Below are 14,690 nucleotides of genomic sequence, written 5' to 3' on the forward strand. Positions count from 1 at the left end.
GACGTCGTCGAGCCGCTGCGCTTTCAGTGGCCGGCCCGCGCCGTCACCGGCCGCTCCGGGGACTGTTGGGCTGCAAGAGCTGGTCCACGGGTGCGTGATCGTCGGTGAGGAGTCGGGCATCGCCGGTCCAGGAGGTGAGGTCCTCTCCGGTGGTGATCTTCCAGCCGGTCCGCCGGGCGTCGAGCGCCTTTTGGACCGCGCGGAGGTCGACCGGCCGGTCGGAGGCGAGCACCACCAGATTGCCGCCCCTGGAGTCGTCGGTCGGACCGTGGCCGATGTCGGCGGGTTCGCCGAGGAGGGCGATGTGCTCGAACGTCTCGGCGAGCGTGGCCACTTCGGCGCGTGCGAAGTCCATGCCACCGTGGTCGATGAGGTTGGCGACGTAGACGCCCCCCTCGCCGAGCACCCGCCGTACCTCGGTCATCGCTTCCACCGTGGTGAGGTGCCACGGCACGCTGACTCCCCCGAAGGCGTCGCCGACGACGAGGTCTCGACTTCCGGGGTCCAGTCGCCGCAGGCCCAGCCTGCCGTCCTCGACGCGTACGTCGACACCCGCCCCCGGGCGCAGACCGAGTTGCTCACGGTTGATGCCCACCACTCCCCCGTCGATCTCGGAGACGAGGCTGCGCGTGCTGGGCCGCGTGGCCGCCAGGTAACGCGGAAGGGTGAGCCCCCCGCCGCCGACGTGGTGGGCGACAAGCGGTTCACCGTGCGGAAAGGCGGCGTCGACGACCGACGCGATGGCGCGCACGTACGCGAATTTCAGCTGGGTCGGGTCGTCGAGGTCGACGTACGAGTGCCGCAGCCCGTCCAGTACGAGTGTGCGGCCGCCGCCCCCGTCGGGATCCGCGACGACCCTTGCGCAGTGGTACTTGGTCTCCACGTCGCAGGCCCCGGGCGCGGCCGTGACGGCGAGACCGCCTGCCACGACCACGAGCGTCAGGGCGGGGGCGCCGCTCCACCCGCGCGTTCGCCACTCGAACCACGCCGAGCCGGCCACCAGCAGCGCTCCGAGGCCGAGCAGTATGCCGCTGACGGGCAACCGCGACACGAGGACGAAGCCGGTGAGCACGGTGCCGAAGATGGCGCCGACGGTGCCGACTCCCGAAAGCCGGCCGACCACCGTCCCGGTCTCCGCCAGGCTGGTCAGACGCAGCTTCGTCACGAACGGGGTCACCGCGGACAGCAAGGCGCCCGGCACCAGGATGGTCAGCGACGCGATCACCAGGAGCACCGCCGGGGCCCACTCCGCGCTGCTGCGCAGCACGGCCGGGGTGAGCGCCACCACGGCTCCGGACACCCCGAGGGAAGGGCCGATGAGCCGGCGTGGATCGACCTGGTCCGCGATGTGTCCGCCCAGCCATGAGCCGAAGGCGATGGCGGTGAGCGCGATGCCGATCACCATGGTGCTGGTCTCGAGCGTCAGGCCGAGGTAGGGAGCGAGCAGCCGCAAGGCGACGATCTCGACCACCAGAACCGCTGCCGATGATCCGAACACCAGCGTTGCGGCGGCGCGGGGCCCCAGACCGGCACGGCCGGGCGTGTTCTCGGCGACGGGCGACGACGGCGATCCGGTCACGGCCGACATTCTTGCACGCGCTTCAATTCCGGGATGCCGTCTCACCGGTTGCTCGGGGAGGCCTCGGCAAGCGGGGCCGTCACATGACCGGTGGCCGCCCCGTGGCAGGCGGATGCCGCTTGACGGTGGGAAGTTCACGCTGGTCCACTGCCTGCGTAGATTCGACACGCGCCCCCGGATCGACCGGCTGGGGCGCGGACCGAACCCAAGGAGTGCGGCCATGCCAGCCGAAGCGATCGTCCGCCAGTCCGTCGTGGACGTACTGGAGGAGCGCCTGCGCACGGACATCCTGGACGGCACCCACCAGCCCGGCTCCCTGCTCCCGCCCGAGCGGGAACTCGCCGCGTCCTACGGCGTCACCCGCACGACCCTGAAGCACGCGCTGTCCCGGCTGGAGCAGGCAGGACTGCTGCGTACGCGGCACGGCGTGGGCACGCGGGTCCTGGACTTCCTCACGTCCGGCGGCGTCGACCTCCTTCCCCTGCTGGTGGGTCAGGACGGCCGGTGGCTGCCGGACGTGTTCGAGGCGCGCCGGGCCATCGGCGGGATCATCGCGCGCAAGGCCGCCTCCCGGTGCAGGGCCTCGCAGGGCGTCCGGCTCCATGCCGCGGTCGACGCGGTGGCCGAGGCTCCGGACTCGGCCGGTGCGCAGCTCGCCGAGGCGGAAGTGCACCGGGAGCTGGCCCGCGCCACGGGCAACCGCGTCTACCTGCTGCTCACCAACACCCTGCTGAATGCCTACCTGCCGGTCCGCCATGCCATGAGCACGCCGTTCGCGGACCCGGCGGTTGCCGCGGACCGACTCCGGCAGGTGGTGGAACCCGTGGCGAGCGGCCACGTGGAGGAAGCCGGGCGCGCCGCGGAGGACTACCTCCAGGTGACGGCGGAGGAGATGGCGGCCGACCTGGCACGGCACAGGCGCCGGCGGAAGTAGCACGGGGGCGACCGGACATCGTCCGGGACAGGGAAGGGCGTTGAGGGCTTGACCCAGTGGAGACGGGCTGGTTCTCTGCCTCCAGTGGATGAGCCACTCATCCACTGGGCCTTCATCCTGGCCGCGCGGCCCGCGGCGGACGACCCGGACCATTCGGAGAGGAAGGGTGCCGTACATGGCAGCACGCCGGGGAACGCGCTTCGCGGAAACCATGAAGGGGACACTGCGGCTCGACACGGCAGGGAGCGGAAGCCGGCCCGTGACACTCGATCTCCGGGTCGACGCTCCCAGCGTCATCCGCCCTTGTGGCTCCACAACGGCCGTGCTCAGTGGCCGAGTTCGCGTCGGCGGCTGGGCCGACGACCTCCATGCCTCCGGCAGCATGCTCATCGCACCGCTGTCACAGGGCCGGATCGACTACCACGTGCGCTTCACCGGTCTGGACGGCCACGCCTATGTCCTGGAGGGACACAAGTCCCCTGCCTGGCACAGTCCGCTGCGTTCCATGACGGTCCTGCCGATCCGTGTGCGCTCGGCCGGGGAACCCGACGGAGTCGTCTCCTCCTCCGTCACCGGCGAAGGCCTGCTCCGGTTCCGTCTGCGCAGCTTCCCCTCGTTCGCGGCGAGTTGGCGCTTTCCCGCGGCCACCGATTCCGCCGAGGCCCTCACTGCGGCTCGCCGGGACCGCCTCGATGTCTGGTACAGCACCTTCACCGATCCGGACACCGGCACCGGATACTGGCTCCACCACGAGCTGGTGCGCCCGGTGAACGGCACCCCCTACACCCACGGCTGGGCCGCGGTGTACCCGCCGGACGCGCATCCCGTCCTCGACCGCTTCGGCCCGCACGACCTGCCGGAAGGCACGGCCTCGCCGGACGGCGACAGCGCCCCTTGGCAGCTGCCGGGCTTCCACTCCCCCTCGGCCTCCGCCACCAGTCATGAACTGCGGGGACAGACCGAGCACTTGGCCTGGGATCTCCAGGTGACCGCGGACTCGGCACCCCTGTACACCTTTCCCCGGCTGGCCTGGAAGCGCCGGGTGCTGCCCGCCGTGCACGCCGTCCCGCAGGCGCAGGCACGCTACTGCGGCTCTGTGCGCCTGGACGGGCAACCCCTCCCTCTGGCGAACGCGTTGGGGGCGAACGCCCGTATCGCGGGCCGAGGCAACGCCCACCACTGGGCCTGGCTGCACGCCGACCTGGACGACGACACCGTTCTGGAGGTGGTGACGGCCGTCTCCGGCCTGCCCCTGCTGCGGCTTCTGCCACCTCTGGTGTTCCTCCGGCTGCGCAGGGCTGGACGGGACTGGCCGCGAGGCGACTGGCGCAGTTCCCTGGGCCTTCTGGGTGTCGGACGGTTCCGGGGGAGGCCCCGGCTTCCGACCTGGACCGTGCGGGGCCGGGCGGGAGGGCGCCGTATCGCGGTGCGGGTGCACCTGCCCGAGGAGAGCCGGACCGCTGTCGGCTACACGGACCCGGACGGCAGCCGGGCCACCTGTCACAACAGCGAGCGGGCCGATGTCCAGGTCTCCTTGGAGCGGCGGCGCGGCGGCCGTTGGCGGCCTGAGCAGGTCTGGGACGTGCGGGGCACCGCCCACGCGGAGGTGGGGCTGCGGTGACGGCGGATCGCGGCCGTGCCCTGGCGGCGGTCCTGCTGGACGTCGGCGAGGACGCCCACGGCCCGGAGTGGGAGCGGCAGGTGCCGGATCGCCTGCTCCGCTTCCTGTCGTCCCTGCCGCCGTACGTACGGACCGGCCTGCGTGCGGCGGACCTGGCGTTCGACGGATTCTCCCTGCTGACCACGGGGCGGCGGGCGCACTGCCTGCCGCCGGACAGCCGGGACCGGCTGCTCAGGCGACTGGTCCGGCTGCCGGGCTTCGAAGTCCTGATGGACAGCGTGAAGATCCCCCTGTTGCTGGCCGCGGGGGCAAGCCGTCACTCTTCCCGGCCCGTCCGGCCCTTCGTCCGGGCCCCCCCCCCGCTGGACATCTGCGCGTCGTCCGACTGGCCCGACGAGGACCGTGCGGACGCGGTGGTGATCGGTTCCGGGGCGGGAGGAGCCGTGGCGGCGCTCACTCTCGCCTCTTCCGGACGTTCGGTCGTGGTCGTGGAGGAAGGACGGCACTTCTCGACGGAGGAACTCGCCTCGCGCCCGCCCCTGGACCGGTTCGCCGACGCCTACCGTGACGGTGGCACCACCCTGGCCTGGGGCGTGCCGCCCGTGCTGCTGCCACTCGGCCGGGCCGTCGGTGGCACCACACTGGTCAACTCGGGCACATGTCTGCGCACACCCGGTCCGGTGCTGGAACGGTGGCATCGCACCCACGGAGTCACACTGGCTGAACCCGTCTCCTTCGCCCGCCACATGGACCACGTGGAGGCCCTCCTCGGCGTGGGCGTACCCGACCCGTCGGTCCTCGGCCGCAATGGCGGTCTGGCTCTTCTCGGCTCCGAACGCCTGGGCTGGTCCGCCGGCGCCCTGCGCCGCAATGCCCCGGGGTGCCGCGGCTGTTGCGAGTGCGTCGCCGGCTGCCCGAGCGGCGCCAAGCAGGCGGTGCACCTGTCCGTGCTGCCCGCGGCGTGCGCGGCGGGAGCCCGTATCGTCACCCGCGCCCGCGCCACCCGCATCGTCACCGAACACCAGGCGGGCGCCCGGCGCGCCATCGCCGTGGAGGCGGTACGTCCGGACGGCACGACCTTCACTCTGCGCACCGGCCTCGTCGTCGTGGCGGCGGGAGCCCTGCACACTCCGGCCCTGCTCCGGCGGTCAGGGCTGGCGGGACACCCCCGACTGGGGCGCAACCTGGCGATCCACCCGGCCGTCAGCGTCGCCGGGCGCTTCGCGGAGCCCGTCACCGGTCCGGGCGCGGGACCCAACGTCCTGCAGAGCGTCGGTGTCGACGAATGGCATCACGACGGAATCCTGATCGAGGCCACCGCGGCACCTCCCGGCATGACGTCCTTCGTCCTCCCGCACCTCGGCAGGGAACTGAAGCGCGAGCTGAACGACGCCGGGAACCTCGGCCTCCTCGGTGCGATGGTGTCGGACCGCTCCTCCGGACGCGTACGCGGCACGCACCGCCCGGTCGCCTCCTACGCCCTGCACGCCGAGGACGGTCACCGTCTCCTGCGGTCCATCACCCACATGGGCCGCATCCTCTTCGCCGCGGGCGCCCGCGAAGTGCTCACCGGCATACCGGCGCACCCGTCGGTCACCTCACCGGACGCCCTCGACGACGTCGTCCGCCGCACCGGTCACCGCCGCCTCCACCTGTCGGCTTTCCACCCCACGGGAACCGCCGCCCTGGGAGCGGACGACCAGCGTTTCCCCGTACGTCCCGACGGGAGACTGCGCGGAACCGAGGGAGTGCTCGTCGCCGACGCCTGCCTGCTGCCGTCGTCCCCCGGCGTGAACCCGCAGATCACCATCATGGCCCTGGCACGCGCCGTGACCGAGCGGGCCGCCCGCCGTGACGGGCGGTGACACGGACTCGTCGAGTGGGTGCTGAGACGTTGTACCGGCGGTGAGCGCCTGTGCGCCCCCACCGGCGCCCTCCCGCACGGGCCGGGGTCGGCGGCACGGTCGAACACATGGGGGACGGTAGGGAAGCGTGTGAGGGTCGCGGGGACGGCACGGACTGCCCGAACGGGGAGGTGCTCGACGTGCGGGTGGAAGGCCCCCGGTGTGAGGAGTGCCGGCATCACTGGGAGCTGGACGAGACGGAACCGGGACGCAGGGTGAGGGAAGACGACGGTCCGACGCCGCCGCTGGGTGCTCCGGACGAGGCCGGCCACGGCAGTGCCGCGTAGCCGCACCGCCCGCCCCTGCGTGCTCGCACCTCGACGACGTACGCCTGATGCCGACCGAACGCCTGGTCGTGGCCGAGCGTGCATTGCGCGGTACGGGGGACACGACGCGGTATGGCGAGAAAAGTCGGGACCACAGTGGCGGCGGAGACAGGGGAACAGAGAGGGGGCCGGCAGGGACCGGCACTGAAGCGTGCGCTGACGACGCCGCTGCTGTACTTCTTCATTCTCGGGGACGTGCTCGGCGCCGGAGTGTACGTCCTGGTCGGCCAGATCGCGGCCGATGCCGGGGGTGCGGTGTGGGTGCCCCTGGTCGTCGCGCTGCTGCTGGCGCTGCTGACCGCCGCCTCCTACGCCGAACTGGCGACGAAGTATCCCCGGGCGGGCGGAGCCTCCCATTACGCGACGCGCGCTTTCGGACCGTTCGCCGGTTTCGTCGCCGGGTTCTGCATGCTGGCCGCCGGCATCGTCTCCGTGGCGGCCCTCGCCCGCGGATTCGGCGGGGACTACCTGTCGGCCTTCGTGACGCTGCCCGTGGGGCTCGTGGCGGTACTGTTCCTGGCCCTCCTCGCCCTGGTCAACGCGCGGGGCATCAAGGAGTCGACCCGCGCCAACGTCGTCGCCACCGTCATCGAGGTGGGCGGACTGGTCGTCATCGTCGTCCTCGGCGCCTGGCTGCTGCTGCGCGGCGACGGCGACGTCGGGCGCCTCACACAACTGGGCACGCCGGAGAAGGGGGCGGCGGCGGCCGTGCTGAGCGGCTCGGTCCTGGCGTACTACTCCTTCGTCGGGTTCGAGACCTCGGTGAACGTCGCCGAGGAGACCCGCGACCCGCGGCGCTCCTACCCACGCGCCCTGTTCGGCGCCCTCGCCACCGCCGGGGCCGTGTACGTGCTGGTGGGCATCGCCGCATCGGCCGCGGTGCCGACCGCCCGGCTGGCCGCGTCGAGCGGGCCGCTGCTGGAGGTCGTCGAGGAGGCGGGAGGCGTGCCGCCCCGCCTGTTCAGCGCCATCGCGCTCGTCGCCGTGGCCAACGGGGCGCTGCTCACCGGCATCATGTCCTCCCGCCTGGCCTACGGCATGGCGAGGGACGGGCTGCTGCCCGCCGCTCTGGCCAAGGTGCTGCCGGGGCGTCGTACACCGTGGGCCGCCATCGCGGTCACCACGCTGCTGGCGATGCTCCTCGCGCTCACCGGCAGCGTCGCCACCCTGGCGTCCACCCTGGTCCTGCTCCTGCTGGTCGTCTTCCTCATGGTCAACACGGCGGTGCTGGTCCTGCGCCGCGACCGGGGCGAGGCCGACCACTTCCGCGCCCCGACCGCACTGCCGGTGCTGGGCATCGCGTCCTGTGTCCTGCTCGCCACGCAGATCGAGGCCCAGGTGTGGCTGCGCGGACTGGCGATCGTGGCGGTGGGAACGGTGCTCGGCGCACTCAGCGCCGCGCGGCGCACCCGGCGGGCCGACGAGGACGAGCGGAAGCCTGTCTGAACAGAGCGTGCCTCGCGGGCAGGGGCCGGTGGTGGGCCCGGTCCCTGCCCGCGAGGGCGCGGTCACACGCGGTCGGCTGCGATCAGGACGTACTGGAAGGAACCGTCGCGGTAGGACTCGATGAACGCCTTCTCGATCCCGGTGACCAGCGATGACGTGGCCCGCAGCTCCCAGTAGGGCAGGGTGTCCGGGGTCAGGTCGACGATGGTCTGCGGGACGAGCCGGTTGTCGGCCATGGCGCGCAGATACTCGCGGCGGGAGTGGATGTTGCACTCGAAGTGGGCGTTGATCTGGGAGACCCACTTCGACGGCTGGCCGTAGCGGGGATTCCAGCAGCCGGTGATCGTCACGTACCGTCCGCCCACCTTCAGGAAGCGGGAGTGCTCGGCGAACAGGTCGTGGAGGTCGACGTACATGGTCGACTCGTTGTTCCACGAAGCGGTGACGCTGCCCTTCTCGAACGGCGTGTCGAGCATGTTGCACACGCGGGAGCGGACATGGTCCTCGATCCGCAGCTCGGCCGCGCGCCGGTTGCCGAAGTCGGCCTGGGTGGCGGACAGGGTGACGCCCTCGACCTTGCAGCCGAAGCGGCGGTGGGCCATCACCATGGACCCGCCGCGACCGCAGCCGGCGTCGACGAGGGTGTCGTCGGGGCCGACGGGACCGAGGTGGTCCAGGAGGAACTCCGCCTGGGCCGACTCGAGCCGGTGCAGCTCCGCGATGAGCTTCTTCTCGTACTCGCTGTGTTCCGGGTCGCCGAGCGCGGCGTGGTCCACGGCGCCGATGCCGTAGTGGTGGTGGTAGAGCCCGTCCACGTCACCGAGGCGCAGGTTGACCGGCCGTGCCTCGTTGTTCCAGTAGCGGGCGATGTCTCCCTGGTACGGCGTCGCCGGGGCCGGGATCTTCACGGTGGCGGTGGAGGTGGAGGTGGTCTCAGTGGTCACAGAATGGTCCGTTCTCTACCAGAAGTCGGGCAGGCTGTAGCGGTAGGTGTTGGTGCGATGCCAGTCGTGGTTGCCGTCGACCCAGGCGGCCACGCCCTTGAGGAATCGCAGCACGTTCGGCAGAGGACACGCCGCCGCGAGGTCGGCGGCGGCGGCCTCGAAGGCGTGCATGAGTTCGTTGTGGACCTCGACGGCCTTCAGATAGGCGTCGCGTTCGCGGAGTCGCTCGCGTTCCGCGATCACCACCGGCAGGTTCAGGTGGCGGCCCGGGCTGTTGAGTTCCTTGGTGTACGAGTACAGGTCGTTGACGATGGTGGTGGCGTTGCCGGCCAGGGCGATGACCCGCTGCATGTCCGGCCGGGCATGCAGGTCGGCGGGCAGTTCGTAGCCGCCGACGGTGTCGGTGATCGTGGGGCAGGGGCGGAAGTTGTTGAACTGGCGCATCGCCAGGTACTCCCACACCTCCGGGACGTGACCGGTCTCGGCCCAGGCGGCCTCGGCGAGGTAACCCATGTGCAGCCGCGCCATGTCGTGCCGATACCGGTCGGCCTGGGAGGGTGTGGCCGCGCGGACGAAGTAGTCCATCGCGCTGCGGTACGCCCTGCGCGGCGCGTCCGACAGGAGCGACTCCTGCCACGCCGGCGTGTACTCCGCGGTGGCGTGGAGAGGGTCGAGCGCGGTGTGGGCGAGCAGGAGGCGCCCACCGAGACCGACGGGTGACCCGCCGTGGTCCTCGCAGTAGCAGTCGTCCACCGCGTTCTCCGCGACCATCAGCCGTGTGGCGAGCATCAGATGGTCGACCGTCGGGGCGTCGGGGTGGCAGGCGACCATGTAACGGCCGACGGAGAACCCGTCGAACTGCCCCTCCCACTCCTCGGGATAGAGCTGCACCTCGTCCTCGGCCCAGCGTTTGATCCGGTGGCTCACCTCCTCGACACGTACCGGGTCGGGCTCCGGGACCGGGTGGTGGTAGAGGCCGGGGACGGCTCGCCCCTCGGCGGGCGGCACGGGGGCAGGGGGCACCACCGGGTCCGGGGACGGGAGTTCGGGTCTGCGGGCCACGGAGAGCGAGGTCGTGCCGACTCCGGTCGGTCCGCGCAGGATCCGCTGGAGGGTGGAGTGGTCGTCCGCGGTCGCGGCGGGTGTGTCCCGCGGGGCGGAGACGGCCGTCGAAGGTGCTGACGGGGTGGGGAGGGTGACCGGTGGATGCAGTGCGGCGAGGAACTGCGGGGCCGGCGGCCGGGCCGGGCGGTCGGGTACCGGTGGCGTGGCCGTGTCCGCCGACGGCGCTGCCGACTGCTGTTCACGATGGGATGGTCCGACGGACCCGGAGTCGGGCATCGGCGGCTCCTTGCTGCGGTGGGTGCCCCATCACGGGCGACGGGATGCGGGCGTCTGTGCCTTGAGGACCTCAGTGGGGCGTGGGGGCGATCTGGACGTTCTCCATCACGCCGAGGGCGTCGGGTACGAGCACCGCGGCGGAGTAGTAGGTGCTCACCAGGTAGGAGATGATCGCCTGTTCGTTGATGCCCATGAACCGTACGGAGAGGCCGGGCTCGTACTCGTCCGGCAGTCCGGTCTGGTGCAGGCCGATCACGCCCTGGTTCTTCTCGCCGGTGCGCATCGCGATGATGGAGCTGGTCTGCTCCTTGCTGACCGGGATCTTGTTGCAGGGCAGGATGGGAACGCCGCGCCAGGCGGGGACGGATTGTCCGCCGAGGTCCACGTGGTCGGGGTAGAGACCACATGCGTTGAACCCACGCCCGATGGCGGCGATGGTCCGGGGGTGGGCGAGGAACAGTTTGGTGCCGCGCCGGCGGCAGAGCAGGTTGTCCATGTCGTCCGGGGTGGGCGGCCCCGAGCGGGGCTGGATGCGCTGCTTGAAGTCGGCGTTGTGCAGCAGCCCGAAGTCACGGTTGTTGATCAGCTCGTGTTCCTGCCGCTCGCGCAAGGCCTCGACGGTGAGCCTGAGTTGCTCCTCCGTCTGGTTCATCGGCCCGTTGTAGAGGTCGGCGACCCGGGTGTGGACCCTCAGCACGGTTTGCGCGAGGGAGAGTTCGTACTCACGCGGCGCCGGTTCGTAGTCGACGAAGGTGCCGGGCAGTTCCGCCTCGCCGACGTGGCCAGCCGACAAGGCGATCTCGGCCTCGCCGTGCTTGTTCTGCCGCTGCCGCGCGCGGGAGCGGAACGAGTCGACGTGGGCCTGAAGGGCGGCGGCGGATGCCTGTACGGCCACGAAGTCGGCGCGGGAGAGGGTGAGGAGGGTGCCGGAGGTCTGAGCGGTGACGGTGCAGTCGTGGCGGGCATCGGAGTCGAGCAGGGCGTGCTCACCGAAGTGGTCGCCGTCCCCGAGCATGTCGAGGGTGATCTCTTCGCCGTACTTGCCCTCGGTGGTCTGGCTGAGCCGGCCGTGGGCGATCAGGTGGATGCCGTCCGCGGAACCACCACGCTCGACGAGGACCTCGCCCGGCTCGAAGTCGCGCTGCGCGCAGCGGCCGGCCAGGGCGGTGAGGACCTCGGTGTCCTCGAACCCGCGCAGAAGGGCCAGTTCACCGAGTTCCCGGGGGATCACGCGGACGGTTGCGCCCTCCTGGACGAACTCGACGCGCCCGTCACCGACGGTGTGTCGCAGCCGCCGGTTGACCCGGTAGGCGCCGCCGTCGGCCTCGACCCAGGGCAGCATCCGCAGCACCCAGCGGGAGGTGATCTCCTGCATCTGCGGTGCGGACTTGGTGGTCGTGGCCAGGTTGCGGGCGGCCGCGGTACCGAGGGACTGCTGCGGCGCGTCGCGGGTGGTCTGCGTTTCCTGGGTGCTGTCGACGGTCATCGGAGGGTGTTTCTCCTTGCACGGCGGGGGCGCCCGACGCACCTGGTGCGCCGACCGGGAGACAGGGAGGAGTGGGCGACGAACGGGAAGGACCACGCGGATCCGTCCACCCGCAGAAAAGTAACTACTGACCGGGCCGCATCCACCGGGAAGACGAGATGCTTACCTCGAAGCAGTGACAATCTGTTGATTGCGGTTTATCGGCCCGCGAGGTGAGATCGCCGCCGGGAGCGCTGCATGAGAGCAGGTCGGTGAACGGCCCGCCGGGCAGGGCGGCGTCGAGTCGGGGCCGTAGCCGTAGCCGTAGCCGTAGCCGTAGCCGTAGCCGTAGCCGTAGCCGTAGCCGAGAAACGCCACGGTCCGCTCGTGAGGCACGGCTTGTTCCGGAGGCCGGGGCCTGTCAGCCCGCCGCGTGCCACCACGCGGGAGACACGCTGAGGCGCCATACCTCACCTGCCCGCCCCCGGCCGGGTTCGTCCCCGCGGACGAAGATCCGCACGCCGGACTCGGGCACCCGGTAGCGGTACAGGTCCCCTGTCGTGCCGCAATCGTCCGGCTCCGGTTGGACCGAGCAGCCGAGTCCGGCGATCGCGACGGCCAGGTTCTCGAAGCGCGTCGAGCGAGCGAACGCGCCGTACGCGCCGCGTAGGGCCGCCGGCACGGACGACTCGGTGTCCCAGCGCAGACGGTGCACCTGAACGCTCACCCCGAAGCAGGGCCAGGACGCGCCCTGCTCCTGGAACGACAACTCCACCAGCCCGTAGTCCCGGCGCAGCAGACCGCCGTCCTCGGTGTCGAGGAAGTCGGCGCCGAGCGTCGACTCCCACTCGGCGGGCTGCGCGCCGATGCCCACGCCCAGCACATCGCCCCGAGTGGCGACATGGGCGTAGAAGTCCAGGTCGGACATGGCTCTCTTTCCCTCCCCCTCACCTTCGACCAGGGTCCAGTGGCTTGCCGAACCAGCGGAAGAGGTGGTCGTCCAAGTCCCGCTGGTCGTCCCCGATCCAGGCGACGTGGCCGTCCGGACGCAGCAGGACGCCTGGCACGTCCAGTGGGGCAACGGGATCAGCGACGTGGTCCACCCGGTCCGACCAACCGCCGGTGGTCAGACGTTCGGTACGGTCCAGCAGCAGGCCTCGGCCACCGCGCAACAGGCCGTAAAGGCTGCCCTGTCGCAGGTCGATGTCGCGCATGCGGCGGCCGAGCAGGTCGGGACCTTCACCGAAGTCGTAACGGATGTCGATCGCGGCGATCTTCTCGACCAGGTACCGGTTCACCTCGTCGAGGTCCATCAGCTCGGTGAGCAGCCTGCGCACGGCCTGGGGGCCCGGTTCGGTGGAGTGCAGCTCCATCTGGGCGCGGGTGTTGTCCAGCACGGCGGCGGCGACCGGACGGCGTTCGGCCTGGTAGGTGTCCAGCAGTGTTTCCGGTGCCCAGCCGCGGATGTCCGCGGCCAGTTTCCAGCCCAGGTTGAACGCGTCCTGCACCCCCAGGTTGAGGCCCTGCCCGCCGGTGGGCGGATGGATGTGCGCCGCGTCCCCGGCCAGCAGCACCCGCCCGACCCGATAGCTCTCGGCCAGCCGTGTGGCGTCTCCGAAGCGGGACATCCAGCGGGGTGAGTGGACGCCGAAGTCGGTTCCCGCGACGGCTCGGAGCTGTTGTCTGAAATCGTCCAGGGTGGGTGCTTCCGTGCGCTCGCCGACCCCGGCGGCGGGGACCACGACGCTGTACGTCTCGCCGAAGGGCCTGAGCCAGAACCGCTTGTTGGTCCTGTTGACGTCGGCCACCTTGGCGGCGATCTCCTCCTGCGGTACGCCCACCGCCATCTCGCCCATCAGCGTCTCGGTCCGCGAGGGTTCGCCGGGGAAGCCGACGCCGAGCAGTTTGCGCACCGTACTGCGGGCGCCGTCGCAGCCGACGAGGTAGCGCGAACGCAGCTGTTCGCCGTCGGCGAGGCGGACGGTCACAGCCTCGTCGTCCTGCTGGAATCCGGCCACCGCACGGCCGCGCCGTACCTGCGCGCCCAGCTGGACCGCGTGCTCTTCGAGCAGGTGGACGATGACCGGCTGCGGGATGCCGAGCAGGTAGGCGTACGCGGAATCCAGGCCCTTGGGCGCGGGTTTGTCGATGCCGGCGAAGAGTCCGCCGGCCGGACGCTGTCGCCCGTGTTCGAGCAGGCGGTCCAGCAGTCCGCGCATGGCCATCAGCTCGAGGCTGCGCATGTGCAGGCCGACGATGCGGACGAACGACACGGGCTCGGTGTCCTTCTCCAGGACGAGTACCCGCACGCCGTGCAGCCGCAGCTCGGCGGCCAGCGTCGCGCCGGTCGGTCCGCACCCGGCAATGATCACGTCGTGATCGAAGGGCGTGTGATCAACGGTGAACCGCGAAGAGCTCATGGATGTTGCCTTTCGGAGTGCCTGAGGGTCGAGGCACTCCCGGCGACACCTACGTCGATCGCCCGACCGTGACGGCAAGGGGGAGCACCCACATCGATACAGCGTTCATGGGTCTCACCTCCTCGGGCGGTGTCTCGGTCCCCGGCAAGCTACAAGGCCGGGCATCGCGCGGTCCAACGCTTTTACCGACTCGACGCCGTCAGGCTCACACCGATAGAGCTTCAGCCCTCGTCAAAGCCGCGGAAGGTCCCGGATCCGTCAGCAGCGTCGGCGAAGAGCATCACCGGGCGGAGGTCAGAACAGCTCCCCTTGGAGCCCTTGCCGGGCCAGACACCGAGCGGGCCGGTCTGCCTCCGGCGATGCCGGTTCGTCGCCGAACAGGGGTTCCGTGCCGCACTCGTCCAGTTCCGCCGGAATCCGTCCGTCCACCTCCGGGCGCGGCGGCGCCTCACGGTCGAAGTCGTCCGGGGTCATGCACACCCAGTCGCGCCCGCCCTGCTCACCCACTCGTCGTCACCGCCTCTCGCCCGGGCCGCTCCCGGAAGGTCTCCCAGGAGGACATGCTGCCCTCTCATGATCAGTTCCACCATCACGGGCTTCTGAACACCCGCGGCCCCTGCGGCACATGAAGGGCAGCGGCGACAGGACCGACGGCGTGGACGGCGCCACCGCCCACGTCGCGCGCCGCACCTGCCGTGGGTGCGGCACCA

11 protein-coding genes are annotated in these 14,690 nt (G+C 71.1%); 4 read left to right on the forward strand and 7 right to left on the reverse strand.

Annotated elements, in window-relative coordinates:
• Positions 1 to 43 precede the first annotated feature (43 nt).
• Entirely contained in the window at positions 44 to 1,579 is a 1,536-nt protein-coding gene (locus AB0I06_RS17105; RefSeq protein ID WP_363119602.1) for a fused MFS/spermidine synthase, read from the reverse strand.
• Between the two features lie 220 nt (positions 1,580 to 1,799).
• Here AB0I06_RS17105 and AB0I06_RS17110 point away from each other — a divergent pair, with 220 nt between their 5' ends.
• The 4 genes from AB0I06_RS17110 (at position 1,800) to AB0I06_RS17125 (ending at position 7,810) form a co-directional block, all read left to right on the forward strand.
• Entirely contained in the window at positions 1,800 to 2,513 is a 714-nt protein-coding gene (locus tag AB0I06_RS17110; protein ID WP_363119603.1) for a GntR family transcriptional regulator, read from the forward strand.
• A 259-nt stretch (positions 2,514 to 2,772) separates the two neighbouring features.
• Positions 2,773 to 4,134 (forward strand): hypothetical protein, encoded by a 1,362-nt coding sequence (locus AB0I06_RS17115; RefSeq protein ID WP_363119604.1) that lies wholly within the window; start codon positions 2,773 to 2,775, stop codon positions 4,132 to 4,134.
• The gene (locus AB0I06_RS17120; protein ID WP_363119605.1) at positions 4,131 to 5,999 is read left to right on the forward strand and encodes a GMC family oxidoreductase; all 1,869 of its coding nucleotides are present in this window, start codon (positions 4,131 to 4,133) and stop codon (positions 5,997 to 5,999) included. Before AB0I06_RS17115 ends, AB0I06_RS17120 begins: the two co-directional genes overlap by 4 nt.
• Before the next feature lie 533 nt (positions 6,000 to 6,532).
• Positions 6,533 to 7,810 (forward strand): APC family permease, encoded by a 1,278-nt coding sequence (locus AB0I06_RS17125; protein WP_363119750.1) that lies wholly within the window; start codon positions 6,533 to 6,535, stop codon positions 7,808 to 7,810.
• Positions 7,811 to 7,872: 62 nt separating this feature from the next.
• On the opposite strand, the gene AB0I06_RS17130 is transcribed toward AB0I06_RS17125, so the two are convergent.
• The 6 genes from AB0I06_RS17130 to AB0I06_RS17155 form a co-directional block, all read right to left on the reverse strand.
• A complete protein-coding gene (locus tag AB0I06_RS17130; RefSeq protein ID WP_363119606.1) occupies positions 7,873 to 8,754 on the reverse strand; it encodes a geranyl diphosphate 2-C-methyltransferase in 882 nt (293 codons plus the stop codon).
• 15 nt (positions 8,755 to 8,769) lie between these two features.
• Positions 8,770 to 10,095 (reverse strand): family 2 encapsulin nanocompartment cargo protein terpene cyclase, encoded by a 1,326-nt coding sequence (locus tag AB0I06_RS17135; RefSeq protein WP_363119607.1) that lies wholly within the window; start codon positions 10,093 to 10,095, stop codon positions 8,770 to 8,772.
• 70 nt (positions 10,096 to 10,165) lie between these two features.
• Entirely contained in the window at positions 10,166 to 11,581 is a 1,416-nt protein-coding gene (locus tag AB0I06_RS17140) for a family 2B encapsulin nanocompartment shell protein (RefSeq protein WP_363119608.1), read from the reverse strand.
• A gap of 400 nt (positions 11,582 to 11,981) precedes the next feature.
• A complete protein-coding gene (locus AB0I06_RS17145) occupies positions 11,982 to 12,488 on the reverse strand; it encodes a hypothetical protein (protein WP_363119609.1) in 507 nt (168 codons plus the stop codon).
• A gap of 19 nt (positions 12,489 to 12,507) precedes the next feature.
• Complete coding sequence (rox, locus tag AB0I06_RS17150) at positions 12,508 to 13,980, reverse strand: rifampin monooxygenase (RefSeq protein WP_363119610.1); 1,473 nt, start codon at positions 13,978 to 13,980, stop codon at positions 12,508 to 12,510.
• Positions 13,981 to 14,274: 294 nt separating this feature from the next.
• Positions 14,275 to 14,487 (reverse strand): hypothetical protein, encoded by a 213-nt coding sequence (locus AB0I06_RS17155; protein ID WP_363119611.1) that lies wholly within the window; start codon positions 14,485 to 14,487, stop codon positions 14,275 to 14,277.
• Between the last annotated feature and the right edge of the window lie 203 nt (positions 14,488 to 14,690).

Origin of the sequence: Streptomyces sp. NPDC050674 (genome assembly GCF_040654575.1) — a bacterium.
Classification (GTDB): domain Bacteria; phylum Actinomycetota; class Actinomycetes; order Streptomycetales; family Streptomycetaceae; genus Streptomyces.

What these genes read in the sequence shown, in the direction of transcription:
- AB0I06_RS17140 (WP_363119608.1), bottom strand. Translation starts at nt 11,581, where the DNA reads ATGACCGTCGACAGCACCCAGGAAACGCAGACCACCCGCGACGCGCCG.
- AB0I06_RS17145 (WP_363119609.1), bottom strand. Translation starts at nt 12,488, where the DNA reads ATGTCCGACCTGGACTTCTACGCCCATGTCGCCACTCGGGGCGATGTG.
- rox (WP_363119610.1), bottom strand. Translation starts at nt 13,980, where the DNA reads ATGAGCTCTTCGCGGTTCACCGTTGATCACACGCCCTTCGATCACGAC.
- AB0I06_RS17110 (WP_363119603.1), top strand. Translation starts at nt 1,800, where the DNA reads ATGCCAGCCGAAGCGATCGTCCGCCAGTCCGTCGTGGACGTACTGGAG.
- AB0I06_RS17135 (WP_363119607.1), bottom strand. Translation starts at nt 10,095, where the DNA reads ATGCCCGACTCCGGGTCCGTCGGACCATCCCATCGTGAACAGCAGTCG.